Origin of the sequence: Streptomyces auratus, assembly GCF_050433025.1 — a bacterium.
In the GTDB taxonomy this organism is placed as follows: Bacteria; Actinomycetota; Actinomycetes; order Streptomycetales; family Streptomycetaceae; genus Streptomyces; species Streptomyces sioyaensis.
On sequence record NZ_JBNGCB010000003.1, the window covers coordinates 2,792,760 to 2,817,120 of the forward strand.

General features: G+C 72.8%; 21 protein-coding genes. 9 read left to right on the top strand and 12 right to left on the bottom strand.

Going from position 1 to position 24,361, the window contains the following annotated elements; translation table 11 throughout:
* Nucleotide 1 precedes the first annotated feature (1 nt).
* Entirely contained in the window at nucleotides 2-703 is a 702-nt protein-coding gene (locus tag BKA18_RS31940) for a PAS domain-containing protein (protein WP_366044558.1), read from the bottom strand.
* 105 nt (nucleotides 704-808) lie between these two features.
* On the opposite strand from BKA18_RS31940, the gene BKA18_RS31945 reads away from it, so the two are divergent.
* From BKA18_RS31945 to BKA18_RS31955, 3 genes are all read left to right on the top strand, one after another.
* Nucleotides 809-3,997 carry a cytochrome P450 gene (locus BKA18_RS31945; RefSeq protein WP_366044557.1) on the top strand — a complete coding sequence of 1,063 codons (3,189 nt, stop codon included), beginning with the start codon at nucleotides 809-811 and terminating at the stop codon, nucleotides 3,995-3,997.
* Between the two features lie 130 nt (nucleotides 3,998-4,127).
* Nucleotides 4,128-5,282 (top strand): FAD-dependent monooxygenase, encoded by a 1,155-nt coding sequence (locus BKA18_RS31950; RefSeq protein WP_366044556.1) that lies wholly within the window; start codon nucleotides 4,128-4,130, stop codon nucleotides 5,280-5,282.
* A 232-nt stretch (nucleotides 5,283-5,514) separates the two neighbouring features.
* Nucleotides 5,515-6,549: a phosphatidylinositol-specific phospholipase C domain-containing protein gene (locus tag BKA18_RS31955; RefSeq protein ID WP_366044555.1), complete on the top strand. Its 1,035-nt coding sequence runs from the start codon at nucleotides 5,515-5,517 to the stop codon at nucleotides 6,547-6,549.
* On the opposite strand, the gene BKA18_RS31960 is transcribed toward BKA18_RS31955, so the two are convergent.
* The 8 genes from BKA18_RS31960 to BKA18_RS31995 all read right to left on the bottom strand — a co-directional run bounded on the left by BKA18_RS31960 (nucleotide 6,521) and on the right by BKA18_RS31995 (nucleotide 14,443).
* Nucleotides 6,521-7,645, bottom strand: a complete 1,125-nt coding sequence (locus tag BKA18_RS31960) for a trypsin-like serine peptidase (protein ID WP_366044554.1) — start codon at nucleotides 7,643-7,645, stop codon at nucleotides 6,521-6,523. The genes BKA18_RS31955 and BKA18_RS31960 overlap by 29 nt on opposite strands.
* Before the next feature lie 357 nt (nucleotides 7,646-8,002).
* On the bottom strand, nucleotides 8,003-8,932 hold the full coding sequence (locus BKA18_RS31965; RefSeq protein ID WP_366044553.1) for a phosphatidylinositol-specific phospholipase C: 930 nt from the start codon (nucleotides 8,930-8,932) through the stop codon (nucleotides 8,003-8,005).
* A 146-nt stretch (nucleotides 8,933-9,078) separates the two neighbouring features.
* Entirely contained in the window at nucleotides 9,079-10,041 is a 963-nt protein-coding gene (gene egtD / locus BKA18_RS31970) for an L-histidine N(alpha)-methyltransferase (protein WP_366044552.1), read from the bottom strand.
* Nucleotides 10,038-10,793, bottom strand: coding sequence for an ergothioneine biosynthesis protein EgtC (egtC, locus tag BKA18_RS31975; RefSeq protein ID WP_366044551.1), 756 nt, complete (start codon nucleotides 10,791-10,793; stop codon nucleotides 10,038-10,040). The genes egtD and egtC overlap by 4 nt, the downstream gene beginning before the upstream one ends.
* A gap of 37 nt (nucleotides 10,794-10,830) precedes the next feature.
* Complete coding sequence (gene egtB, locus BKA18_RS31980) at nucleotides 10,831-12,150, bottom strand: ergothioneine biosynthesis protein EgtB (RefSeq protein ID WP_366044550.1); 1,320 nt, start codon at nucleotides 12,148-12,150, stop codon at nucleotides 10,831-10,833.
* Nucleotides 12,147-13,424: an ergothioneine biosynthesis glutamate--cysteine ligase EgtA gene (gene egtA, locus BKA18_RS31985; RefSeq protein WP_366044549.1), complete on the bottom strand. Its 1,278-nt coding sequence runs from the start codon at nucleotides 13,422-13,424 to the stop codon at nucleotides 12,147-12,149. The genes egtB and egtA overlap by 4 nt, the downstream gene beginning before the upstream one ends.
* 391 nt (nucleotides 13,425-13,815) lie before the next feature.
* Nucleotides 13,816-14,076, bottom strand: coding sequence for a hypothetical protein (locus BKA18_RS31990; RefSeq protein WP_366044548.1), 261 nt, complete (start codon nucleotides 14,074-14,076; stop codon nucleotides 13,816-13,818).
* Between the two features lie 46 nt (nucleotides 14,077-14,122).
* Nucleotides 14,123-14,443 (bottom strand): hypothetical protein, encoded by a 321-nt coding sequence (locus tag BKA18_RS31995; protein WP_366044547.1) that lies wholly within the window; start codon nucleotides 14,441-14,443, stop codon nucleotides 14,123-14,125.
* 444 nt (nucleotides 14,444-14,887) lie between these two features.
* On the opposite strand from BKA18_RS31995, the gene BKA18_RS32000 reads away from it, so the two are divergent.
* Nucleotides 14,888-15,370: a phosphatase domain-containing protein gene (locus BKA18_RS32000; protein ID WP_366044546.1), complete on the top strand. Its 483-nt coding sequence runs from the start codon at nucleotides 14,888-14,890 to the stop codon at nucleotides 15,368-15,370.
* A gap of 197 nt (nucleotides 15,371-15,567) precedes the next feature.
* Here BKA18_RS32000 and BKA18_RS32005 read toward each other — a convergent pair whose 3' ends face one another.
* Nucleotides 15,568-17,013 (bottom strand): glyceraldehyde-3-phosphate dehydrogenase, encoded by a 1,446-nt coding sequence (locus BKA18_RS32005; RefSeq protein WP_366048728.1) that lies wholly within the window; start codon nucleotides 17,011-17,013, stop codon nucleotides 15,568-15,570.
* A 254-nt stretch (nucleotides 17,014-17,267) separates the two neighbouring features.
* Between BKA18_RS32005 and BKA18_RS32010 the strand changes: the two genes are divergently transcribed.
* From BKA18_RS32010 to BKA18_RS32025, 4 genes are all read left to right on the top strand, one after another.
* Nucleotides 17,268-18,338, top strand: coding sequence for a glycosyl hydrolase family 18 protein (locus BKA18_RS32010; RefSeq protein ID WP_366048730.1), 1,071 nt, complete (start codon nucleotides 17,268-17,270; stop codon nucleotides 18,336-18,338).
* A 150-nt stretch (nucleotides 18,339-18,488) separates the two neighbouring features.
* Entirely contained in the window at nucleotides 18,489-19,487 is a 999-nt protein-coding gene (locus BKA18_RS32015; RefSeq protein ID WP_366048731.1) for an NADPH:quinone oxidoreductase family protein, read from the top strand.
* Complete coding sequence (locus BKA18_RS32020) at nucleotides 19,484-20,668, top strand: acyl-CoA dehydrogenase family protein (RefSeq protein ID WP_366048732.1); 1,185 nt, start codon at nucleotides 19,484-19,486, stop codon at nucleotides 20,666-20,668. The genes BKA18_RS32015 and BKA18_RS32020 overlap by 4 nt, the downstream gene beginning before the upstream one ends.
* Nucleotides 20,665-21,825, top strand: coding sequence for an acyl-CoA dehydrogenase family protein (locus BKA18_RS32025; RefSeq protein WP_366048734.1), 1,161 nt, complete (start codon nucleotides 20,665-20,667; stop codon nucleotides 21,823-21,825). The genes BKA18_RS32020 and BKA18_RS32025 overlap by 4 nt, the downstream gene beginning before the upstream one ends.
* A gap of 26 nt (nucleotides 21,826-21,851) precedes the next feature.
* On the opposite strand, the gene BKA18_RS32030 is transcribed toward BKA18_RS32025, so the two are convergent.
* Nucleotides 21,852-22,394: a Ser-Thr-rich GPI-anchored membrane family protein gene (locus BKA18_RS32030; protein ID WP_366048735.1), complete on the bottom strand. Its 543-nt coding sequence runs from the start codon at nucleotides 22,392-22,394 to the stop codon at nucleotides 21,852-21,854.
* 203 nt (nucleotides 22,395-22,597) lie between these two features.
* On the opposite strand from BKA18_RS32030, the gene BKA18_RS32035 reads away from it, so the two are divergent.
* Nucleotides 22,598-23,962: a hypothetical protein gene (locus BKA18_RS32035; RefSeq protein WP_366048736.1), complete on the top strand. Its 1,365-nt coding sequence runs from the start codon at nucleotides 22,598-22,600 to the stop codon at nucleotides 23,960-23,962.
* A gap of 4 nt (nucleotides 23,963-23,966) precedes the next feature.
* On the opposite strand, the gene BKA18_RS32040 is transcribed toward BKA18_RS32035, so the two are convergent.
* A complete protein-coding gene (locus BKA18_RS32040; RefSeq protein WP_366048737.1) occupies nucleotides 23,967-24,116 on the bottom strand; it encodes a hypothetical protein in 150 nt (49 codons plus the stop codon).
* Between the last annotated feature and the right edge of the window lie 245 nt (nucleotides 24,117-24,361).

The following is a 24,361-nucleotide window of genomic DNA, read 5'->3' on the forward strand; positions in this document are numbered from 1 at the left end:
GTCAGGCGGGCGCCGGCGGCCAGCTGTGCGGCGACAGCACGCCCAGCACATACGCCCTGGCGACCAGCGCGTTACGGCCCTGGACCCGCCAGCGCCGGGACAGCCGGGTGAGGTGGTAGTTCACCCCGTCGACGGTCAGCCCCAGCGCCGTCCCGATCGACGCCGTGGTCGCGCCGCCCGCGGCCAGCGCCAGGATCTGCGTCTCCACGGGGCTGGCCGAGCCGCGCGGCGCGGGCGGCGGGGCGGTCTCGCGCACCCGCAGCAGCGCCAGCAGCGCGGGCGGTTTCACCGAGGGATCGCCGACCGGAACGATCGTCAGCTCCCCTTCCCGCTCGGTGCCCTCCGCGCCGACGGACCAGCGCACCTCGATCGGATAGCGTGACCGGCGCCCCAGCCGCAGGGCCTCGGTGAGCCGGTCGAGCTGTGCCTTCGCGCGGGGCTCGAAGAGGTCCAGCAGATTGCGGCCGCGCAGCTGTCCCGGGGCCGCGCCCCACTCGGTGGCCATGGCCGGATTGGCGATCAGCACCTGACCGTCGGCCTTGCACACCGCGATCGGCGTGGGGATGCGGTCCAGCAGGATCAGGAAGTAGTTGCGCCAGGGGCCGCCCGCGTAGGGACCGGCCGGATCGGGATAGCCGCGCGCACAGAGCGGATTGCCGGTGTCCCCGGCGTCCGGCGTCCCGTCGGCGGTCTCGTCGTCCATGGCCTCGTTTCCGGTCCGTGCGCAAGAGCGGGTGGGGAAAAACCACTGCACAATCATGCAGTGGTCCGGCTTCGTCCTGAGCGAGGGGGCCTGCACGCTGGAGTCATGACCGACACCCTCGCGCTCCACAGTGCCGAACGCGCCGCCGATGACGGCATTCCGGTGGCCGACCTCACCGAGGCCGGGCTCACGCATACGCCCATCCAGCGGTCCATGGACCTCGCCCGGATCCACGGCGCGGCCTACGCGCGCAAGTTCGGCGAGCACCGGACGCTGATCGTCTCCTCGCTCGACCTGGTCACCGAGGTCGCCGACGAATCCCGCTTCCGCAAGGGGGTGTCGGCCGTGCTGGAGAACGTCCGGGAGTTCGCGGGTGACGGTCTGTTCACCGCGTACAACGACGAGCCGAACTGGGCCAAGGCGCACGAGGTCCTGATGCCGGCGTTCGCGCTCGGCTCGATGCGTACCTACCACCCGGCGATGCTCAAGGTGGCCCGCCGGGTCATGGCGTCCTGGGACCGCCGGGTGGCCGACGGCACGCCCGTCCAGGTCGCCGAGGACATGACCCGGATGACGCTGGACACCATCGGGCTGGCCGGCTTCGGCTTCGACTTCGAGTCGTTCTCCCGCGGCGACACTCCGCATCCGTTCGTCGAGGCGATGGTGCGCTGTCTGGAATGGAGCATGTCGAAGTTCTCCCGGGATCCCGCTGCCGACCACGGTGCGGCGGATGCGGCGTTCCGGGCCGACGCGGACTACCTCGCGTCCGTGGTCGACGAGGTCATCGCCGCCCGGACGGCGGGCGGCGAGTCCGGCGACGACGATCTGCTCGGCCTGATGCTCGGCGCCCGGGACCAGGGGGACGCCCCAGCGGCGGACGGCCCCACCCTCGACCTCGCCAATATCCGCAACCAGGTCATCACCTTCCTGATCGCGGGCCACGAGACCACCTCGGGCGCGCTCTCCTTCGCCCTCTACCACCTGCTCAAGGACCCGCTGGCGCTGCGCATGGTCCAGCGCGAGGCCGATGAGCTGTGGGGCGACCAGGCCGACCCCGACCCGTCGTTCGAGGACATCGGCCGGCTGCCGTTCACCCGGCAGGTGCTCAACGAGGCGCTGCGGCTGTGGCCCACCGCCGCCGCCTTCACCCGCCAGGCGCGCGAGGACACCCTGCTCGGCGGCCGCTACCCGGTGCGGGCGGGGGAGCTGGTCACCGTGCTCACCCCGATGCTGCACCGCGACCCGGCCTGGGGCGACAACCCCGAGCTGTTCGACCCCTCCCGCTTCAGCCCGGAGGCCGAGGCGGCCCGCTCCCCACACGCGTACAAGCCCTTCGGCACCGGCGAACGCGCCTGCATCGGGCGGCAGTTCGCGCTGCACGAGGCGACCATGCTGCTCGCCCTGCTCGCGCACCGCTACCGGCTGCTCGACCACGCCGGCTACCAGCTGCGCATCAAGGAGACGCTCACCCTCAAGCCGGACGGGTTCACGCTGACCCTCGCCGCCCGTACGCCCGCCGACCGGGCCGCGGTCCGCACCGCGCTGGCCGTCCTCCCGGGCGGCGGCACGGGCAGCGAGGACGGCGCCGCGACCGACGAGGGGCTGCCGACCCGCGTCCCCCAGGGCACCGGCCTGCTGGTGCTGCACGGCAGCAACTACGGCACCTGCCGCGAATTCGCCGAGCGGCTCGCCGACGAGGCCACCGGACTCGGCTTCGCCCCCGACGTGGCGCCGCTGGACGCCGCCGCCGGTGCGCTGCCCGCCGACCGGCCCGTCGTCATCGTGGCCGCCTCCTACAACGGCCGGCCCACCGATGACGCGGCGGCCTTCGTGCGGTGGCTGAACACCGCGCGGGATGGCGCCGCGGCCGCCGTCCCGTTCGCCGTCCTCGGCGTCGGCGACCGCAACTGGGCCGCCACCTACCAGCACATACCGACCCTCATCGACGACCGGCTGGACGCCCTCGGCGCACACCGGCTGCTGCCGCGCGCCGAGGCCGACGCCTCCGGCGACCTGGGCGGCACCGTCAAGGAGTTCACCGCGGCGCTGCGCACCCAGCTGCTGGCCCGCTACGGCGACCCGGCCACCGTCGGCGCCGCCCGGCCGGCGGCGAAGGACACCGGCTACACCGTCACCGAGCTCACCGGCGGCCCGCTGGACGCGCTCGCCGCCCGCCACGACCTCGTCCCGATGACCGTCACCGAGGCCTACGACCTGACCGCCGAGGACTGGCCCCGGCCCAAGCGCTTTCTGCGGATCGCGCTGCCGGACGGCGTCGGCTATCGCACCGCGGACCACCTCGCCGTGCTGCCGGCCAACGCCCCGGCCGCCGTCGAGCGCGCCGCCCGGGCTCTCGGCGCCGACCCGGAGACCGTTCTCGCACTGCACACGGCGGGCCGCGCTGCCCGGGACACCCTGCCCGTCGACCGCCCCGTGACGGTACGTCAACTCCTCACGCACCACCTGGAGCTGGGTCTGCGGCCCACCCCCGAGCAGGTTGCCGTGCTGGCCGCGCACAACCCGTGCCCGCCCGAGCGGCTCGCCCTGGAGAACCTCGCCGAGGACGACCCGCGCACCCTGATCGAGCTGATCGAGGCGCACCCCGCGCTGCGTGGTGCCCTGCCCTGGCCGACGGTTCTGGAGCTGCTGCCGCCGCTGCGCATCCGCCACTACTCGCTGTCGTCCTCGCCCGCCACCGACGCCCGGCACGCCGACCTGATGGTGTCGCTGCTGCCCGGCGGCACCGGCTCGACCCACCTGCACTCCCTGCGGCCCGGCGACACCGTCCTGGCCCGCGTCCAGCCCTGCCGCGAGGCTTTCCGCCTCGATCCGGCCGGGGACACCCCGGTGATCCTGGTGGCGGCGGGGACCGGCCTCGCGCCCTTCCGCGGCGCCGTCGCCGACCGGCTCGCCGCCGGTCAAACCGGGCCCGCCCGGCTCTACTTCGGCTGTGACGACCCGGACGGCGACTTCCTGCACGCCGCGGAGTTCGCCGCCGCCGAAGCCGCCGGGGTGATCTCCGTACGGCCCGTCTTCAGCGCCCGCCCGGAGCACGGCCACCGGTTCGTCCAGCACCGGATCGCCGCCGAGGCCGCCGAGGTGTGGGAACTGCTGCAGGCCGGCGCGCGGGTGTACGTCTGCGGCGACGGCAGCCGGATGGCGCCCGGTGTCCGGGCGGCCTTCCGGGAACTGCACGGTGCGCAAACGGGCGCCTCCGCAGGGGAATCCGAGGCCTGGCTGCGGGAACTGACCGCCTCCGGCCGCTACATCGAGGACGTGTACGCGGCGGGCTGACGCAGCGTCCCGCCCGGCGGGCTGGATCTCCGGGCCCGCCGGGGCCAAGGTGGGTGGGTGCGGCCAACCCGGGCCGCACCGCTCGCCGCCCGCGACCGGGGCGGCGACCCGACGGGGGGATGACGACGACATGACCAAAGCCCTGATCATCGGTGGTGGCATCGCGGGGGCGGTGACCGCGATGGCACTGCAGAAGGCAGGCATCGACGCGGAGATCTTCGAGGCCTATCCGACCGGCGCCGACGACGTCGGCGCCTTTCTCGTGCTCTTCGCCAACGGCCTCGAAGCGCTCCGGGTGATCGACGCCCACGGCCCCGTCGCCGCGCACTCCTTCCCGGCGCAGCGGGTGGAGTTCCTCGACGCGAGCGGGGCGCGGCTGGGGGAGCGGCCCATCGCCGGCGCCGCCCAGGGCACCGACCTCGGCCCGCGCACCCTGCGGCGGGCCACGCTGTATCAGGTGCTGCACGCCGAGGCGGCCCGCCGCCAGATCGCCGTACGGCACGGCAAGCGGCTGGTCGGCGCGGAGACCGTGCGCTCCGCGGGCGCCGCGCGAGTCGTCGCCGCCTTCGCCGACGGCAGCCGCGCCGAGGGTGACCTCCTCATCGGCGCCGACGGCCTGCACTCCGTCACCCGCACGCTGATCGACCCGGCCGCGCCCCGCCCCCGTTACACCGGTCAGAACACCGTCTGCGGCTACGTCCGCGACACCGAGGTGCCGCTCCCGCCGGACACCTACACCATGATCCGCGGCAAGCGGGCCTTCTTCGGCTGCACCCGCGCCCCCGACGGCGCGGTCTGGTGGTTCGCCAACGTCCCCGGCACGGAACTCGACCGAACCGGCCCGTCGGCCACCGCCCCCGGCGCCTGGCGCGAGCGGGTGGCCGAGCTGTTCGCGGACGACGCCACCCCGGCCGCGGCCCTCGTCCGCGCCAGCGGCGACCGCGTCATCGCCTCCAGCGCCTACGACCTCGCCACCATTCCGACCTGGCACACCGACACCATGGTCGTCCTCGGCGACGCCGCGCACGCCGCCGCACCCAACGCCGCCCAGGGCGCCTCGATGGCCATCGAGGACAGCATCGTGCTCGCCAGGTGTCTGCGCGACCGGCCCGACCCGCACAGCGCCTTCGCCGCGTACGAAGAGCTGCGCAGGGAACGGGTGGAGAAGGTCGTCGCGGCGAGCGCGGGGATGGCCAAGCTCACCGCGACGGGGGCCGCCCGCCCGGCGCCCAGCGACAGCGCGGGCCCCGGCGACTGGCTGACGGGGTACCGGATCGAGTGGTGAGGCGCGCCCGGGAGACGCGGGCTGCGGCGCCCAAGACGGCGCACAGGGGGGTCTCCCCGTTGACCGGCTGCCGCTCCGCCGCCACCGGCTGTTCCCCCACTCTCCCTCGTCTCCGGGGTCCCTTCCGTACCCAACTCCCGTACGCTGCTGCCCGATCGTCCGGGTGACCGACCGGACGAGCGGCCGTCCGGAACGGTGCCGGACGGCCGATGACCTCAGGAAAGCGGGGAACATGAACGGGAAGCGGTGTGTGGGAACGGTCGCCGTCGCGGCGGCGGCGGTGCTCACGATGACCGGTCCGGCGGGCGCCGAGCCGTCCGGTACGACCTACGGCACCAGTACGTCCGTGGGTGTGCACAACGCCTACGACAAGGAGAAGTACCCCTACTTCGCGGACGCCCTGGACTCCGGCGCCGCACTGCTCGAACTCGACCTCTGGACCAACGGACTGGGCAGGTCCTGGCGGGTCTCGCACGCCAACCCGCTCGGGAACAACAACAACTGCGAGGGCGCCGCCAACGCCTCGCAGCTGCGCACCAAGGACCGCAACCAGGACTTCGCCGGCTGCCTCGCCGACATGAAGGCCTGGCACGACGCCCACCCCGGCCACCGTCCGATTCTGCTCAAGGTCGAGATGAAGGACGGCTTCAACGCCAAGGGCGGCCGCGGCCCCGCCGAGTTCGACGCGCTGGTGCGGCAGAAGCTGGGCGATGCCGTCTACGGCCCCGGCGACCTCACCGCCGGGCACGCCACCCTGGACGAGGCGGTGCGGTCCCGCGGCTGGCCCGCCCGCGCCGACCTGGCCGGCAAGTTCCTGTTCGAGTTGATACCGGGCACGGTCGAGGAGAAGAACCCGTTCGACAAGCTGTGGACGGACGTGGAGTACGCCGGACACCTCAAGAACCTGGCGGCGCAGGGGAAGCTGGCGCAGTCCACGGCGTTCCCCGCCGTGCACGGCGCGGCCGCCGGCGACCCCCGCCAGCGCTACGCCGACCGGACACTGCGCCCCTGGTTCGTGGTCTTCGACGGTGACGCCGCGACCTATCTGAACGGCAGCATCGACACCGCCTGGTACGACACCCGCCACTACCTGCTCATCATGACCGACGCCCACAATGTGCCGCCGGCCATCGACGCCACCCACCCGACCGAGGCGCAGGCCCTGGCCCGGGTCGGTCGGCTCGCCTCGGCACATGCGAGCTTCGCCACCGCCGACTGGTATCCGCTGCCGTCCGTCCTCAAGACCGTGGTGCCGCGCGGGGCGTGACGCCGAGAGCCTCGGTCCCGGAGGCCGGCCGGGCCGCCTTCGTGGCCGGCTCCGTGATCGCCCGCCGGTAGAGCGCGGCCACCTCCGCACCGAACCGGCTGCTGTACGAGACGAGGTCGTCACCGCCCTCGTCGAGACCGCCTATCACGCCGATCAGCGAGCCGGTGCCGGTGGCCGGGTCGAGGTCGGTGAGCATCGGACCGCCGCTCGTCCCGTTCGGGAAACCCGGGCAGGCGAACCGGAGTTGGGTCGCGCTCTGCAGGTCCGCCGTGTGCCGGCAGCTGACCGGTCTGTCCCGGTCCTCGGGATAGCCGGTCAGCTGCGCCGGGCGCCCGGGCGCCGCGTCGAAGCGGAGCCGTTCGGCACCCGTGACGTCCTCGATCCGGCCGCCGCCCCGCCCCGCCCTGCGCACCCGCAGGAACGCCACGTCGTGGTCGGGGTCCCGGCTGCTGATCCAGCGCGGGTCGACATCGATCCGGCTGGGCACCCACAGTCCGTACGGCGCCACCCCGTCGTGCAGACCGGGCGCGAACACCAGCCGGGTTCGGAAGCCGTCGTCGTGCACGCAGTGCGCCGCGGTGACGACCAGGTCACCCGCCGGGGCGTGCACCACGCTGGCCGTGCAGTGGTGGACCGGACTGCCGTCCTCGTCGGGGGAGAAGAGCGCGCCGACCGCGGGAGCGGGGTCCGCCGGGGCCGCCATCAGCGGTCGGGACACCGACGACGTGGCCACCTTGGCGCTGTTGCTCCGGGCCGGTACCAGCGGCCCCGGCCGCTCCACGTAGGGCCCGGCGAGCACGGCCGCGGCGGCCCGGTCCCCCTCGGCCGGAGGGGCGAGGTACGTACCGGTGGCGGGGTCCCCGGCGGCCAGGTACGGATCGCGCGACGAGGAGCCCAGCACCAGTGCCGTGCTGCCCACCACGATCGCCACCACCCCGAGCGCCAGGGTCGTCCGCAGCGGAACGCCGGGCCGGCCGCACCCCGTGCACGGCGGCCCGCCGGGACCCGGACAGTCGGGGGCCGCCGGTGCTCCGGCGCCCTCGTCCGCCCGCCCGGCGCTGTCCGCCGGCGCGGTCCCGCGTTCGCTCGTCGCCACCAGCCGCCGCCTCCCCACATCAGCCGGTGTCACCCCGTCGGACGCGGGGCAGCACCGGAACCGGACATTTCACCCAGTCTGCTGCAGGGCCGGGTGACGCGGTTGGCTCACCTGGGCGAATCCTTGGTGCCGGCGGCGGAGATCACGCTCATACCGCATCGGACCACCCGTCACCTCCGTGGCCCAGTGGGCCAGATGGCCGGTCTGCGCCGCAGGGGAGGACGGTGCGGTACGGACCGGTCCCGTTAGGCCGGTCGAGTGAACTCGTGGCGGTGCCCCGCACCGACGCCGGTGCGGCTCTTCGCGGGTGCACGGATTCCGCCGGACAAGCGCGGGACGCGGCCCACGGGACCCGGCTCAGCGGGTGAGCCGTACCCCCTGCCCCGCGAGGTTGTGCGCGATCAGCGTCTCGGCCAGCCCGACCTCGTTCGGGAAGTCCATCGGGACGATGCCCAGGCCGGTCCAGCGGCTGCCTTCCGAGCCCGTCAGCAGCTGCTTGACCTGCGGGTTGAGGCGGTCCGCGTTGGAACGGGGCGGGAGCCAGGCGGAGGTGCTGACGTAGTTGACGAAGAGCTTGCCGGGCTGGGTGACGGCCTTGCGGAACTGGGCCTCGATCTTCGGGTACTTCCCGAACGGCTCCGCCATGTAGTCGTCCTGGATGTCGAACAGCTGCGGATCGGCGTAGCGGACGCCGCCGAGGCCGTCGGAGTCCGCCAGCAGGACGACCCTGCCGCGGGCCCCGCCCAGCGTCGGCAGATCGCCGTCCAGCCGGAACAGCGGACGGTAGCCCTTGTCGTCCAGGTAGCTGACGAAGATCCGGCGGAACTCGTCGGCGGAGACCTCCGAGTACTCCTGCTTGACCCGCATCAGCACCGTCTCGGAGGGGTGCGCCTGAAGGAACGCCCGGCAGGCGTTGAGCACATCGCCGAACATCAGCTGCTGGTAGAACGCACCGTGATGGATCGCGAAGACGCCGTCGACGGCCCGGCAGCGGACGTCCAGGAAGCGGATGCCGGAGGCGAGTTGGGCGTCGACGGCGGTGTTCTGGCAGGCGACCCAGGGGCCGCCGATCCGGGCACCGGAGTCATGGGTGCCGGGGATCGTCAGCCGCTGGACGGGGGTGCCGTCGCCCAGCGCCGACATCCAGTCCGCTGCCGACAGGGCACGGGCCCGCCGTGGTGCCGCGCCGGCCGTGAACTGCCCGCTGCCGATGCCCGTCAGCACCCCGGCGGCCGACAGCCCGGCCGCGCCCCTGAGGAAACCCCGCCGATCCAGTCCCAGCCCCATGCCGCGTCCCCTGTCCGTCGAGTCTGCGTGCCCCGCACCGGACGCTCCGGTGCGAAGCGCGATCGGGGCATCGAACCACATCGACCGTGGACATGACACCCGGCCGGCGGGACCCTCTGGTCACGCCGGCCGGGCAGGGGTGGAGCTCAGACGCGGAAGGCCAGCGACAGCGCGAAACGGTCCGCGCTGTCCGTCCACCAGCTGTTCAACTCCAGTCCGGCCGCGGCGAGTTCCTTGCGCACGCCCTCCTGGCGGAACTTGGCCGAGACCTCCGTCCGCAGCTCCTCGCCCGCGGCGAAGGTCACCGCGAGGTCCACGCCGGGGATCTTCACGGTCAGGTCCTTGCGGGCCCGCAGCCGCATCTCGATCCACTCCTGCCGGGCGTCCCACACGGCGACATGGTCGAAGTCCGCCGGATCGAAGTCGCCGCCCAGCTCGCGGTTGATGACCTCCAGGACGTTCTTGTTGAACGCGGCCGTCACCCGCTGCGGATCGTCATAGGCGGCCACCAGGGTGGCCTCGTCCTTGACCAGGTCGGTGCCGAGCAGCAGGGCGTCACCCGGGGACAGCATGTCGTGCACCGAGCGCAGGAAGGCCGCGCGCTCGTCCGGCAGCAGATTCCCGAGGGTGCCGCCGAGGAAGGCGAGCAGCCGCGGGCCGGGCGTGGCGGGGAGCTCGATGCCCTGCTGGAAGTCGGCGACCAGCGCGTGCACGGTGAGGCCGGGATGGTCGGCCAGCAGCGCCTCGCCCGCCGCGGCCAGCGCGGATTCGCTGACGTCGATGGGCACATAGGTGTGCAGCGAGCCGAGCGCACCGATGAGATGGCGGGTCTTGTCGGACGAGCCGGAGCCCAGCTCGACCAGCGTGCGGGCCTGGGTGGCCGCGGCGATGTGGTCGGCGCGGGTGAGCAGGATCTCCCGCTCGGCCCGGGTCGGGTAGTAGTCGGGCAGCTTGGTGATGTCCTCGAACAGCTCGCTGCCGCGCGCGTCGTAGAACCACTTGGGCGGCAGTTGTTTGGGGGTACGGGACAGGCCCTGCGTGACATCGGTGCGCAGCGCGGCCGCGGTGGCGTCGGCAGGGAGGGTGCGGGTGATGCTGAGCGGGCTCACGTGACGGGCTCCTTGAGCGGGGTGAGGTGGACCTCGGTCCGGGTCGCGCGCAGCAGGGTGCGGTCGGGGACCTCGGTCCAGTGGGGGGAATCGTCGTACGGTTCGGAGGCGACGGCCGTGCCGCCTCCGGGGACGGCCAGGTGGTAGAGCGTGTCGCCCCAGGCGGTGGCGGCGATGGTGGTGCCGTCGGTGAGCAGCAGATTGAGCCGGGAGCCGGGTGCGGCCCCGGCGACGGCCGTGACGGTGCCGGCCAGCGCGTCGCCGAGCTCGTCACCGCGCTCCAGCCGGTGCCGGACCAGCGCCCAGAGGAACGCCGCGTCGCAGCGGGCCGGCAGCCGCAGCAGCTCCGCGGGCGGCAGCTCCGCGGCCAGCGGGGCGAGCGAGTCCGGCCAGCCGGTCACGGCGCCGTTGTGGCTGAACAGATGGCGTCCGGCGGCGTACGGCGCGGCCGCGGCCTCGGCGTCCGCACCGGCCACCGTGGCGTCCCGGACGGCGGCGAGCAGCGCGCCGGTGCGCACCACCCGGGCCAGGTCCGCCAGCTGCTCGTCGCCCCAGATCGGCCCGGCGCGCCGGTAGCGGGCGGGCACCGGGTCGTCGGCTGCGTACCAGCCGACGCCGAAGCCGTCCGCGTTGACCGTGCCGTGCCGCTGGTGGCGCGGCGCCCACGACTGCCGGAAGAGGCTGTGCGGCGGGGCCAGCACAGCCTGGCCGAAGGGTATCTCCGGTCCCAGATACGCAAGATGACGGCACATCAGACGGCGACCTCCCGGGCCGGACGGGCCGCGGGCCTCATGCGCCCGCCTCCGGGTCGGCGTCCCGGGCGGTACGGAACCCGGAGAAGATCTGCCGGCGGATGGGCAGGTCCCAGTTGCGGAAGGTGCCCCGGCAGGCCACCGGGTCGACCGCGAACGAGCCGCCGCGCAGCACCTTGTACTCGTCGCCGAAGAACACCTCCGAGTACTCCCGGTAGGGGAAGGCGGCGAAGCCCGGGTACGGCAGGAAGTCGCTCGCCGTCCACTCCCACACATCGCCGATCAGCTGCCGTACGCCCAGTGGTGACTGCCCGTCCGGGTAGCTGCCGATGGGGGCGGGCCGCAGATGCCGCTGGCCGAGGTTGGCGTGGGCCGGCGTGGGGTCCTCGTCGCCCCAGGGGTAGCGCATCGCCCGGCCGGTCGCCGGGTCGTACCGGGCGGCCTTCTCCCACTCGACCTCGGACGGCAGCCGCCGCCCCGCCCAGCGGGCGTAGGCGTCCGCCTCGTACCAGCTCACGTGCAGTACCGGCTCGTCCGGCGGCACCGGCTCGGTCACCCCGAACCTCCGGCGCAGCCACTGGCCGCCGTCCCGCTTCCAGAACAGCGGGGCGTGCAGCGCGTGTTCCTGTACCTGCGCCCAGCCCTCGGGGGTCCACCAGCGCGGGTTCTCGTAGCCGCCGGCCTCGATGAAGCGCTGGTAGGCGCCGTTGCTGACCGGGGTGGTGTCGATGAGGAAGGCGGGGACCAGCCGGCGGTGCGCGGGCCGTTCGTTGTCGAGCGCCCAGGGCTCGGTGGAGGTGCCCATGGTGAACGGGCCGCCGGGCACCAGGACTTCGGCCGGCATGATGTCGTCGGTGACGGGCGGCGGCTCGGGGGCGGTGAGCACGGCCGTACCGCGGCGCAGTTGGTGTGTGATGAGCATGGTCTCGTCGTGCTGCTGCTCGTGCTGGGCGATCATGCCGAAGGCGAAGCCGGAGTCCAGCAGCGGACCGCCGTGCAGCGGGGTGCGCTCCAGGATGTCCAGCACCCGGCCGCGGACCTCGGCGACATAGCCATGCGCTTCGTCCGGTGCCAGCAGCGGCAGCGAGGGACGGGTCGCCCGGGGGTGCTCGAAGGCGTCGTAGACGGAGTCGATGTCGGGGCGCAGCGCGTCACGGCCGCCGACGGTGCGCAGCAGCCACTGCTCCTCCTGGTTGCCTATGTGTGCCAGGTCCCACACCAGCGGGGACATCAGCGGGGAGTGCTGGGCGACGAGATCGGGATGCTCGACGCAGGTGGTCAGCAGGCGGGTGCGGTCGCGGGCGGCCAGCAGCGCCGAGGCCGCCCGCTCACGAAGGAGCTCGGGGTCGATGGTCACTGGCTGTCCTTCCCAACGGTGAGGTCGCCCTCCATGGCGTACAGGGCGTCGAGATGGTCGTCCGCGGGGCAGCGGCCGCGCGCCACATAGCGCTCGGTGAACTCCGCGACCGCCGCGCACACCTCGGCCGAGGCGCCGAGCCGCGGCAGCGCCTCCTGCGCGGCGGCGAAACAGGCCACCGCCGCGGCGTGCAGCTCCGGATCGGTCAGCGCCCCGCGGGCGGCCCGCCGCCACAGCGGATTGCGCGGCGCCGGCCGCGAACCGGCGGTCTCCGCCAGGGGCTTGACGATGCGGTAGGCGCTCTCCGTGGCCTCCGGATCGTCGAACAGCGCGGCCGTGACGGCCAGCGGCACGATCCACCCGGCCTCGCCCGACTGCGCGTCGATCATGCGCAGTTCCAGATGGCCGCGTGGCCGTACGGGCGGGAAGAGCGTGGTGACGTGGTAGTCCAGATCCTCCTGGGCGGGCGGCCGCGGCACGCCGGTACGGACCCACTCCCGGAACGTGAGCCCCTCCGGTGCGTCCCACGGGCCGTCCTCGGCGCGCAGGCACATCACCGGAGCGTCCATGACGTAGCGCACCCAGGCGGCGCGCGGGTCCGGCCCCATCGGCGGGGCGAGCGTACGGGCCGGGTCGAGCTGGGACCAGACGACCTGACGGGTGGTGCGGTACCCGGTGGGGCAGCCCTCACTGGTCGGCGAATTGGCGAACGCCGCGGCCAGCACCGCACCCAGCAGATGCGCCAGCAGCCAGCGCCGGCCGTGCCCGAGCGGGCCGGGCTCCTCGTACCCGGCATCCACACACACCTGCACGGAGGCGGTGGCGCACATCATCGACCGCCCGGCGGAGCCCCAGCGGTCGAAGTACGCCTCCATGGCGTCGTAGCGCGGTTCGGTCAGCACCCGCTGCGGGCGGTGCCAGGGATTGTGGCCGTGGCCGGCCATGCCCAGACCCATCGCCCGCATGGCGGGGCGGACCAGGGCGAGATCGGCGGTGACGGCCTCGATGCAGCCGGTGAGGGAGGTGGCGGCGGGCGAGCTGAGTTCCAGCTGGCCGCCTGGTTCGAAGGTCAGCAGGGACCTGAGGGGGAGTGCGCGCAGGGTCGTGGCCGCGCTGCGCAGCCGGGCCGGTTCGACCGGACATCGGGGGTTGCGCGCGTCGTGCACCAGCCACTCGATCTCGACCCCGATACGACGCGGGGGCCCCGTCTTGAAGCATATTCCGCGCAGGTGAGCCTCAAGCTCCGCTTCCGTGACAGCAGGCCGTACGGGCATGGAATCCCTCTCCCTTGTGGGGTAGCGGCAGGATTGCCGCCCTCCACCTAATCTGTTGCGGGCGATGCACTCAAGGGCGCATCCGCCGCCGGGACGGCGACGGAGGGGCTCTCACCGGGCCGACGGGCCGTCCGGACCGGGAGACTTCCGAAGGGTGCCAGGCGCCTCCTCGGCGCCAGGACGGCCGCTCCGCCCGCCGTGGGGCCCGATGACCCGCCGGGCGAGCGGCGGACGGGAGCGAGCGGCACGTACGGCTGTTCGAGTGAGTGTGGGGCGGGGCGCGCCGTGACCGGGCGCTTCATGCGGCTCCTGCCCCTGGCCCGCCCCGTGCCGGAGCGAGCAAGGAGCAGGGGCCGTGACGCCACTACGGCGAGCAGGCCGACGGGCCTGACTATGTCGTGAAGTAGTCGTTCCAGGCGTCGATGAGCATTTGCCGGACCGACTGGTCGGCGTGCTGGGCCGCCTGATTGAACGTGCCGGTCACGCCGTAGTAGTAATAGGCTCCGTCGTTCGTCGCCATATGGTCGTCGGCGGGGTTGTCGACGTGGCGACTGAAATGGAGATTCGCGAAGGTCGCCGCGGCGGAACAGATGTAGTAAACCCAGTTCCCCGTCCGGTTCTCCATGGCATTCGTGATACGCCAGTTGTCCATGGGCATGACGATCCGAGTCCCCCTCTTTCGCTGCTGATTCCGCGGATCAGACCGCGGACAGACTGATGTCGCCCGTGCTGGCGACCGTCATGCGGTAATCCTGCGGGCTGCTCTCCACCTTGGCGAGGACGAACTCCCCCTTGCCGTCGTCCCACTGCCCTTTGACCTTCCAGTCGTCGTCCCAGATGATGCACCTGCCCCGACCGGTCTGCACGCTCAGCGGCTTGTCCTTGTGCTGCGAGATCCAGGCGTAGGCGTCGCTGTACGACCTCGGGTTCACGGACTCGCTGTCCCCGGCGTGCTCTTCGTTGACGAAGGACACATACGAGTTCGACTGGTTGTCGCAGCCCCTGATTCCAGTGGTCATGCGGTTTCCCTTTCTGTCACCGGGCCATGGCGCTTTCGACTCGGCCGGCCGGCAGTGGCCCGCAAGTATCCGAATGCCGTGTTTCCGGGCCGGCTTCGCCAAAGAGGCAGCACAAAAACTACCGATCCCCCGGGTACGTTGTGGAAGAACGCTGGGAATCGGCTGGAAAATTGATCCTGGCCGGTTGGGTGCTCTTGCGAACAATCGCAATGGACGAATGTGAGCTGCCGGGACTGCAGAGGTTTTTGTGCTGCAATTCGCCGCCCGGTGTGCCCGCTCAAGTGCCCCGGCCACGCCGCCCAGTGCCGATATCGCGTACGATCACTTCTCCCTCGCACAGGGAAGCGAAACCGGCCGGATCGCGGTCACTCAAGGCGTCCGGCGGAACGACGACAGAAGCCGATACGAGACGGCCGAAGACGAGAGAAGAGGGAGGACGACAGCATGACGGCACGCCCTTTGGCGGTCTTCGACCTGGACGGCACGCTCGCCGACGCCAGCCACCGGCAGCACCTGCTGGAGCGCACCCCACGGGACTGGAAGGCCTTCTTTGCGGCGGCCACCGAGGACCCGCCGCTCGCCGAGGGGGTGGCCCTGGCCCTCCGCAGCACCGAAGACTGCGAGGTGGTCTACCTCACCGGCCGTCCGGAGAACTGCCGTCGCGACACGCTGGCCTGGATCGCCCAACACGGCCTGCCCGAGGGCCGGTTGTGGATGCGCCCCCACCACGACCGCCGCCCGGCCCGGCACACCAAGCTGGAAATACTGCGCCGGATCGCCCGTGACCGTCAGGTCCGTCATGTGGTCGATGACGACGAACTCGTCTGTGAAGCCTGCGAAAGGGCCGGCTTCCCGGTGATCCGGGCCCGCTGGTCCACCCCGTCCGACACCTTGCGGGACGCCCAGCAGCGGGCCGGGCGTACCTAGGGGCTGTCGTTCGGATCAGGCCGGACCCCGCGAGCCCGGCCTGATCCGAACGACAGCCCCTGGACGTCGTCTCGTTCGGCCGGTTCGGCAGCCCGCTCCGGTGCCGGTGGGGGAGGGCAACGGGATGCCGATCGGGATCCCCTTGCCCTCCCCACTACCACCCGGCCTGCCTGCACGGATCGGACAGGCCGCCGAGGTCAGACCACCGGGGCCGGGTAGGTCGGGTACTCCACCCCGGAGACGTGCTGGACGACGCGGATGACCTGGCAGGAGTAGCCGAACTCGTTGTCGTACCAGAGGTAGAGGATGGCGTTGTCGCCCTCGACCTTGGTGGCGCCGGCGTCGACGATCGAGGCGTGGCGCGAGCCGATGAAGTCGTTCGAGACCGCGTCGGGGGCGCTGGTGAAGTCGATCTGGCGCTTGAGCGGCGAGGTCAGCGACACGTTGCGGAGGTAGTCGAGGACCTCCTCGCGGTTGGTCTCGCGCGCGAGCTGGAGGTTGAGGATCGCGATCGAGACATCCGGCACCGGGACGCGGATCGAGCTGCCGGTGATCTTCGCTTCGAGGTCGGGAAGCGCCTTGGCGACGGCGGAGGCGGCACCGGTCTCGGTGATGACCATGTTGAGCGGCGCCGAGCGGCCGCGGCGGTCGGAGTTGTGGTAGTTGTCCAGCAGGTTCTGGTCGTTGGTGAACGAGTGGACGGTTTCCACGTGACCGCGCAGGACGCCGTACTCGTCCGCCATCGCCTTCAGCGGCGGGACGATCGCGTTGGTGGTGCAGGACGCGCAGGACAGGATCTGCTCGTCCGGCTTGATCGTGTCGTGGTTGACCCCATGGACGACGTTGGGGACGTCACCCTTGCCCGGGGCGGTCAGGACGACCTTGTCGATGCCGGGGCGCAGGTGCTTCGAGAGGCCCTCGCGGTCGCGCCACTTGCCGGTGTTGTCGATGAGGATGGCGTCCTTGATGCCGTACGCCGTGTAGTCGACCTCCGACGGGTCGCTCGCGTAGATCACCTTGATCTCGTTGCCGTTGGCGATGATCTTGCTGTTCGCCTCGTCGACGGTGATCGTGCCCTGGAACTGGCCGTGGATGGAGTCCCGGCGCAGCAGCGAGGCGCGCTTGACGATGTCCTGGTCGCCGCCCTGGCGGACGACGACGGCGCGCAGCCGCAGACCGTTGCCGGAGCCGGCCTTCTCGATGAGCAGGCGGGCGACGAGGCGGCCGATCCGGCCGAACCCGTAGAGGACGACGTCGCGCGGCTCGCGGCGTTCGATCTTGTCGGCACCCGTGGCACCGGCGACGGCCTCGGCGGTGAACTCCTCCACCGACAGACCGCGGTCGTCGCCCCGGTACGTCTCGGCGAGCATCGCGATGTCGATCTGGGACGGGCCGAGATCGAGCGTGGTGAGCGCCTCCAGGAACGGCAGCGTCTCGGTGACCGAGAGTTCCTCGCCGGCGATCTGCCGGGCGAATCGGTGGGTCTTGAGGATGCTGACCACCGACTTGTTCACCAAGGAGCGGCTGTGCAGCAGGACCGTGACGTCCCGCTCCCGGTGCAGCTTCCCGATGATCGGGATCATCGACTCCGCGATCTCTTCGCGGTTTTTCCAGTTGGTGAACGAGTCGTCATTGACAGTCACAGGTTTATCTTTCGAGCTAGGCGGTGCTCATATGCTAACCCGACGCCTGTTCGCTCCTTCAGGGGGTGCCGTCATGAGGGCGTACCGGGATCGGATCCATGGTCATTCCGGGTGGGGACCGCGGTGCGGGGGCTTCCGTGCTGCACCGCCGGCGCGTCCGGGATCCGCCCGCCGCTCCGCCCGCCATGTGGTGCGGCTCCCCGTTCGGCGCATCTGACGGTGCGTCAGTTGAGGTGCCGGGTGACGCTCGGATCATGGAACAGGCTTCGGGATCCCGGCTGCGCACCGGTCTTGCGCTCCTGCTGGTCCTCACGGCGCTCCTCGCGCCCTGGTCGCCGGCGGCCGCGACGGCGCGGGAGCCCAGGGCCGGCGGGCGTACCGGCTCCGCCTGGCTGCCCTACTGGGGCGACACCGACGCTGCCTACCGCGACGCGTTGCGGCACGCCTCCCAGCTGCACACCGTCAGCCCCTTCTGGTACCAGGCGACGTCGGACACCATCGTCACGGGACACGAAGGGGCGGGCCGGCGCAGCGTCATCGACGGGCTGCACGACGCCGGGATCGATGTCGTCCCGACCGTGACCGAGACCCTCGGCGCCGAGGAGATGGCCGGTCTGATGCATGATCCGCAGCGGCGCACGGACCATGTCGAGGCGCTGCTGCGGATCATGGACAGTCGGCGCTACGACGGGCTCGACCTGGACTACGAGGCGATGGCGGTCACCCGCGACAAGGAGGTCCGCGCACGGGTGCGCACGGGATACAGCGCGCTCGTCGAGCAGTTGTGTGCGCGGCTGCACGCCCGTGAGGCGCAGTGTGTGGTCACGGTGCCCGCCCGGGTCCGCGGGTCGGGTGAGGCGTTCGACTACGAGGAGCTCGGCAGATATGCCGACCGGGTCCGGATCATGGGCTATGACCTGCACTGGTCGGGCGGCGAGGCGGGGCCGCTGTCCGCCGGGGACTGGTACGGCGAGTTCCTGCGCTACGCCACCGACACCATCCCCCGGAACAAGATCGAGGTGGCCTTCCCGGGCTACGGCTGGGACTGGGTCACCGGGGTCACCGGCCACGCCGCGCACCGGACCTGGAAGGAGGCCGAGGCGCTGCGCGAGCGGGAGGACGCGGAGTACCTCTTCGATGAGCGCTCCGGTACGCCGCACTTCACCTACCGCAAGGACGGCGAGGACCACGAGGTCTGGTACCAGGACGCGCGCGGGGTCCGGGAGCTGATGCCGCTGCTGGGGAAGTACGGGGTGCGCGGCACCGGGCTGTGGGCGCTCGGCTTCGAGGACCCGGAGACCTGGGCCGCGCTCCGCGGCGAGTAGCCGCAGCGCCGCACGGGACTGTGCGCCCGCCTCCTGCCGCCATGTGGCGCAGACTGTTCCCTCAGGGATACCGACCGCTTAGTATGTCGCTGGCGAGGGGACCGGTGTGCCCTTCGCCCCACCGCGTATCCAAGTCTGTGGAGGCACCAGGTGAAGGCATGGCGCGTACACGCGAACGGCGAGCCGCGTGAAGTGATGCGGCTGGAGGAGGTGCCGGATCCGCAGCCGGGCCCCGGGCAGCTGCTGCTGCGGGTGCGGGCCGCCAACGTCAACTTCCCGGACGCGCTGCTGTGCCGCGGGCTCTACCAGGCGCGGCCGCCGCTGCCGTTCACCCCGGGCGTGGAGATCTGCGGCGAGATCCTCGCCGTGGGGGAGGGGGCGGCCGGGGACATCGGCGCGCGGGTGCTCGCCCAGCCGCCGCTGCCCGACGGGGGCCTGGCCGAACTCGCGGTCGTCGACGCGGCGACCGTCCGCCCGGCGCCCGAGGCCCTGGACGACGCCGAGGCCGCGGCGCTGCACATCGGCTACCAGACCGGCTGGTTCGGACTGCACCGCCGGGCCCGGCTCCAGCCGGGCGAGACCCTGCTGGTGCACGCCGCAGCGGGCGGCGTCGGCAGCGCCGCCGTCCAACTCGGCAAGGCCGCCGGCGCGCGGGTCATCGGCGTCGTGGGCGGCGCCGACAAGGCCCGGATCGCCCGCGAGCTGGGCTGTGACCTCGTCCTCGACCGGCGCGTCGACGACATCGTCGCCGCCGTCAAGGAAGCCACCGGCGGCCGCGGCGCCGACGTCGTCTACGACCCGGTGGGCGGCGAGGCGTACGCCAAGTCCGTCAAGTGCATCGCCTTCGAGGGCCGGATCATCGTCGTCGGCTTCGCCGGCGGCGCCATCCCCACCCCGGCCCTCAACCACGCCCTGGTGAAGAACTACGCGATCCTGGGCCTGCATTGGGGCCTGTACCAGACCAAGGACCCCGCCGCGATCGACGCCTGCCACGAGGAGCTGACCAAGCTCGCCGCGCAGGGCACCGTCAAGCCGCTCATCGGCGGGCGGGTTCCGCTGGCCGCGGCCGCCGACGCCGTGCAGCGGGTCGCCGACGGGACGTCCGTCGGCCGGCTCGTGGTGCTCCCCGGAGCAAAGGAGGCGCGATGACCGACGCCGCAGACCTGCGACGGCGCACCGCCGCGCTGCTCGCCGCCCATCCTCCCGCCGCCACCGGCCGGCTGGAGTTCCTGCGGGCCCGCTTCGATGCCGGGCTCGCCTGGGTCCACTTCCCCGAGGGCCTCGGCGGGCTGGACGCGCCCCGCTCCCTGCAGTCCGTCGTGGACGCCGAACTCACGGCCGCCGGTGCCCCCGACAACGACCCGGGACGGATCGGGATCGGTCTGGGCATGGCCGCGCCGACCATCCTGCGCTTCGGCTCCGACGAGCAGAAGCAGCGCTGGCTGCGTCCCCTGTGGACCGGCGAGGAAGTGTGGTGCCAGCTGTTCAGCGAGCCCGGAGCCGGCTCCGACCTGGCGGCGCTGGCGACGCGCGCGGTACGGGACGAGGAGGGCGGCTGGGTCGTCGACGGCCAGAAGGTCTGGACGTCCAGCGCGCATCTCGCCCGCTGGGCGATCCTGATCGCCCGCACCGACCCCGCGGTGCCCAAACACCGCGGCATCAGCTACTTCGTGTGCGATATGACCGACCCCGGTGTCGAGGTGCGGCCGCTGCGGCAGATCACCGGCGAGGCCGAGTTCAACGAGGTCTTCCTCACCGGTGTGCGCATCCCCGACGCCCATCGCCTCGGCGGGATCGGCGAGGGCTGGAAGGTCGCCCAGACCACGCTGATGAACGAGCGGGTCGCCATCGGCGGCTCCCGCATCCCCCGCGAGGGCGGCATGATCGGCGTCGCCGCCGAGGACTGGCGCGCCCGCCCCGAACTGCGCACCCACGACCTGCACCAGCGGCTGCTGTCGCTGTGGGTGGAGGCCGAGGTCGCCCGGCTGACCGGAGAGCGGCTGCGCCAGCAGCTGACCAAGGGCCAGCCCGGCCCCGAGGGCAGCGGCATGAAGCTGGCCTTCGCCCGGCTCGCCCAGGAGATCAGCGGCTGGGAGGTGGAGTTCCTCGCCGAGGACGGGCTGACCTACGACGACTGGACGATGCGCCGGCCCGACGGCGTCGACTTCACCGGCCGCGACGCCGGCTACCGCTACCTGCGCGCCAAGGGGAACTCCATCGAAGGAGGCACCTCGGAAGTGCTGCTCAACATCGTCGCCGAACGTGTGCTGGGGCTGCCGCCCGAGCCGCGCACCGACAAGGACGTCGCGTGGAAGGACCTCCCCCGATGACCGCCGAGACCCTCCCGTCGAGCGCCCCGGCGCCCGACCCCGATCTCCTCTACTCCGAAGAGGAGGAGGCGCTGCGCGCCGCCGTACGGTCGCTGCTCGCCGACCGCAGCGCCCCGGCCACCGTGCTCGCCGGCCTGGAGTCCGACGTCGCCTACGACACCGGTCTGTGGCGGGCGCTCGCCACGGAGATCGGCACCGCGGGACTGCTGGTCCCCGAGAAGCTCGGCGGCCAGGGCGCGAGCGCCCGCGAGGCCGCCGTGGTCCTGGAGGAGCTGGGCCGCTCGGTCGCGCCCGTGCCCTATCTGACCAGCGCCGTCATCGCGGTGACCGCACTGCTCGACTGTGGTGGCGACAGTGCGGAGGCCGCCGCGCCGCTCGCCGCCCTCGCTGCCGGCCGCACCGTCGCCGTGCTGGCGCTCCCGCTGACCACCGCTCCGGGCGCAGTGCCGGACCCGGCCGTACGGGCCGCGGCGGACGGCACCCTCACCGGCCGGGTGACCTCGGTCGCCGACGCCGCGTCCGCCGAGCTGCTGCTCGTCCCGGCGCAGCGCCCCGACGGACCGGCGCTGTACGTGGTCGAGGCCGCGGCGGACGGCGTGCGCACCGACACCGCCACCCCGCTCGACCTCACCCGCCCCCTCGGCCATCTCACCTTCGACGGCGCCCGCGGCCGCCTCCTGGCCACCGGGGACCGCGCCCGCGCCGCCGTGGACCGCGCCCTGCTCACCGGCGCCGGGCTGCTCGCCTCGGAACAGCTGGGCGTCGCCGAATGGTGCCTGGCCGAGACCGTGCGCCACACCGCCGAGCGCACCCAGTTCGGCCGCCCCATCGGCTCGTTCCAGGCGCTCAAGCACCGGATGGCCGCGCTCTGGCTGGAGGTCGCCTCGGCCCGCGCCGCCGCCCGTTACGCCGCCGACGCCCTGGCCGTCGGCAGCCCCGACGCCCCGGTGGCGGTGGCCGTCGCCCAGGCGTACTGCGCGCCGGTGGCGGTCCGCGCCGCCGAGGAGTGCGTCCAGCTGCACGGCGGCATCGGCATGACCTGGGAGCACCCGGCCCATCTGTTCCTCAAGCGGGCCAAGAGCGATGAGCTCGCCCTCGGCTCGCCGGGGCGGCACCGCGACGCCCTGGCCGGACTGGTGGGGATCGACGCACCGTAGGGCGGGTCCCCCGCGGCCGGCGGCGGTCACGCGGTGATGGCGAAGGTCCGGCTGACACCGCGGACCGCGCCGTCACCGGCGGTGGCCACCTCCAGGAAGTAGTGGCGGCCCGGCGGCACGTTGGGCAGCGTCACCAGCGCCTCGCCGGTCGGCCCGTCGCCGGCCCGGGACGCCACCACCGCCACCCGCTGCGCATCGCCCTGGCCGGTCTCCGCGTACAGCCAGATGTCCACCTGCTCACCCGTGGTGTTCGTCCAGGCCACCGTGAAGCTGCCGTTGGCCTTGTAGTCGACGCCGGGCGCGGGGGCGGTCACCACGATCCGCCCCGTCGGGGGAGAGGCGAACCGCTCCTCCTCCGGGCCGGCGGCGGTCGCGCCCAGAGCCGAGGTGGCGGCCCGCGCGGCCGAGCCCGCGTGGCCGGACGTGGCGGCCACCGCACTGCCGTCCGGGCGCCAGCTCTTCCCGGACTCGGGGCGCGACGGCGCCAGCGAGATCACCAGCATGCAGCCGACGGCGGTGGTGGCGACGGCGACGGCCAGATTGGTGGCCATCGAGGTGGCCCTAGACATCGTCTCCTCGTTTCCTGGGGGGAGGCACGAGCGGGTACATCCCCGGCACTTCGATCATCAAAAACGACGCGCTGAGCGATCACCTGGATGGACATCTCCGGCGCGACAGCCGCCCGGGGGTGCGGGAAAATCCCCCGATGTGCACGGCGTCGGTCGCACCATCGGTGATGTCCTGAAAGTGCGGTTCGGGTAGCGTCGAACACATGAAGACCGCAACTCGACGTGCGCTGATGGGTCCGGTTCTGCTGCTGGTGGCCGCGCTGCTGGCGGTGGCCGCCGCGATGGCCCCGGGAGCCCGTGCCGCCGGCGGCGGGCTCGACGACGCCGCGGCCACCCTGAAGAAGGGCCCGGTCTACGTCGATCCGCGCGCCGCGAACCAGTTCAGCTCCGCCCAGGCGGATGCGCTGGCCAAGAAGATCAAGGACGCGGACAAGCCGGTCTTCGTCGCCGTACTCCCGCGGACCGCCGACTACCCGCCCAGCACGCTGCTGCGGGACCTGCGCACCAAGGTCGGCATCAGCGGCGTCTACGCCGTCGAACTCGGCGACGGCTTCAACGCCGGCGCCGACCCGCGCGTGATGTCGCACAGTTCGGTGCAGAACCTCGTCGGATCGGTCAAGCGCTCCCATTACCCGACGGTCAGCGCCCGGCTGAACAGCTTCGTCGACACCGCGAACCAGTCGGCCAACGGCCAGGCCCCGGCCTCCTGGGGCGGGTCCGCCGGCTCCGGCTTCGACACCGGCACGGCGATCGGGCTCGGTGTGCTGGTGGTCGTCGGCGGTGGCGGCGCGTACGCCATCGCCCGCCGCAACCGCAAGCGGCGGGCCGAGGAGGAGCGGGCCGCGCTGGAGGAGCTGCGGGTCGTCGTCGACGAGGACATCACCGCCTTCGGCGAAGAGCTGGACCGGCTCGACTTCCACCCCGGTGAGCCCGGCGCCGACGACGCGATGCGCACGGACTACAGCCGTGCGCTGGACTCGTACGAAAACGCCAAGTCGTCGATGGCGGCGGCCCAGCACCCCGGCGAGGTGCAGGCCGTGACCCAGGCCCTGGAGGACGGCCGGTTCTCGCTGGCCACCCTCGCCGCGCGCCGGGAGGGCAAGCCGCTGCCCGAGCGCCGGCTGCCCTGCTTCTTCGACCCGCGCCACGGTCCGTCCGTCACCGATGCCACCTGGGCGCCGGCGGGCGGTGCCCAGCGCACCGTACCGGTCTGCGCCGCGGACAAGAGCCGCCTGGACGACGGCCTGGAGCCGCTGGCCCGCACGGTCCGCACGGCGAGCGGCGACCGTCCCTACTGGGACGCGGGACCGGCCTACGCCCCCTGGGCCGGCGGCTACTTCGGCGGCGGTCTGCTGCCCGGACTCCTGGTGGGCACGCTGCTCGGCAACATGATGATGTCGTCGGACGCCTACGGTGCCGACTTCGGCGGCATGGGTGCCGACGGCGGTGACTTCTCCGGATCCGACTTCAACCCCGACGACTTCGGCGGCGGCTTCGGCGGCGGCTTCGGTGACGGGGGCGGGTTCGGCGACGGTGGCGGTTTCGGCGGCGACGGCGGCGGCTTCTGAGCCGTCACGAGCCCGCCCCGCGCACCACCCGCTTGGCACCGAGGAACCGCCGGTAGCGCGCCCGCGCCGCGAAGTCCGCATAGCGCCAGACGGCGGGCCGGCCGGCCTCCCGGCACAGATGCAGGACCTGGTCGGGCCCCAGATGGACGCCCACATGCGCGCCGTACCCCGGGGCCGGCCGGCGGCCGGGCCGGCGTCGAACAGCACCAGGTCCAGCGGTTGCGGACGGCCGGCCCGCCGGGTCGCCCGGTCGTCCGCCCAGAGCTCCGCCGAGCGCAACGGCGGTACCAGCAGCCCGAAGTGGCGCAGCACGGCATAGGCGTAGCGCTGGCAGTTGGCGCCGCCGGCCAGGTCGGCGAAGGCGTCGGGGGCGGCCGGGACGGTGGCACCGGCGGCCCC

Bases quoted from the DNA above. Each gene is read 5' to 3' on its own strand.
- BKA18_RS31945 (WP_366044557.1), top strand. From the start codon at position 809: ATGACCGACACCCTCGCGCTCCACAGTGCCGAACGCGCCGCCGATGAC.
- BKA18_RS31995 (WP_366044547.1), bottom strand. From the start codon at position 14,443: ATGACCACTGGAATCAGGGGCTGCGACAACCAGTCGAACTCGTATGTG.
- BKA18_RS32025 (WP_366048734.1), top strand. From the start codon at position 20,665: ATGACCGCCGAGACCCTCCCGTCGAGCGCCCCGGCGCCCGACCCCGAT.
- BKA18_RS31965 (WP_366044553.1), bottom strand. From the start codon at position 8,932: ATGGGGCTGGGACTGGATCGGCGGGGTTTCCTCAGGGGCGCGGCCGGG.
- BKA18_RS31940 (WP_366044558.1), bottom strand. From the start codon at position 703: ATGGACGACGAGACCGCCGACGGGACGCCGGACGCCGGGGACACCGGC.
- BKA18_RS31955 (WP_366044555.1), top strand. From the start codon at position 5,515: ATGAACGGGAAGCGGTGTGTGGGAACGGTCGCCGTCGCGGCGGCGGCG.
- BKA18_RS32010 (WP_366048730.1), top strand. From the start codon at position 17,268: ATGGAACAGGCTTCGGGATCCCGGCTGCGCACCGGTCTTGCGCTCCTG.
- BKA18_RS31990 (WP_366044548.1), bottom strand. From the start codon at position 14,076: ATGGACAACTGGCGTATCACGAATGCCATGGAGAACCGGACGGGGAAC.
- egtC (WP_366044551.1), bottom strand. From the start codon at position 10,793: ATGTGCCGTCATCTTGCGTATCTGGGACCGGAGATACCCTTCGGCCAG.
- BKA18_RS32035 (WP_366048736.1), top strand. From the start codon at position 22,598: ATGAAGACCGCAACTCGACGTGCGCTGATGGGTCCGGTTCTGCTGCTG.
- BKA18_RS31950 (WP_366044556.1), top strand. From the start codon at position 4,128: ATGACCAAAGCCCTGATCATCGGTGGTGGCATCGCGGGGGCGGTGACC.
- BKA18_RS32030 (WP_366048735.1), bottom strand. From the start codon at position 22,394: ATGTCTAGGGCCACCTCGATGGCCACCAATCTGGCCGTCGCCGTCGCC.
- BKA18_RS32020 (WP_366048732.1), top strand. From the start codon at position 19,484: ATGACCGACGCCGCAGACCTGCGACGGCGCACCGCCGCGCTGCTCGCC.
- egtA (WP_366044549.1), bottom strand. From the start codon at position 13,424: ATGCCCGTACGGCCTGCTGTCACGGAAGCGGAGCTTGAGGCTCACCTG.
- BKA18_RS32000 (WP_366044546.1), top strand. From the start codon at position 14,888: ATGACGGCACGCCCTTTGGCGGTCTTCGACCTGGACGGCACGCTCGCC.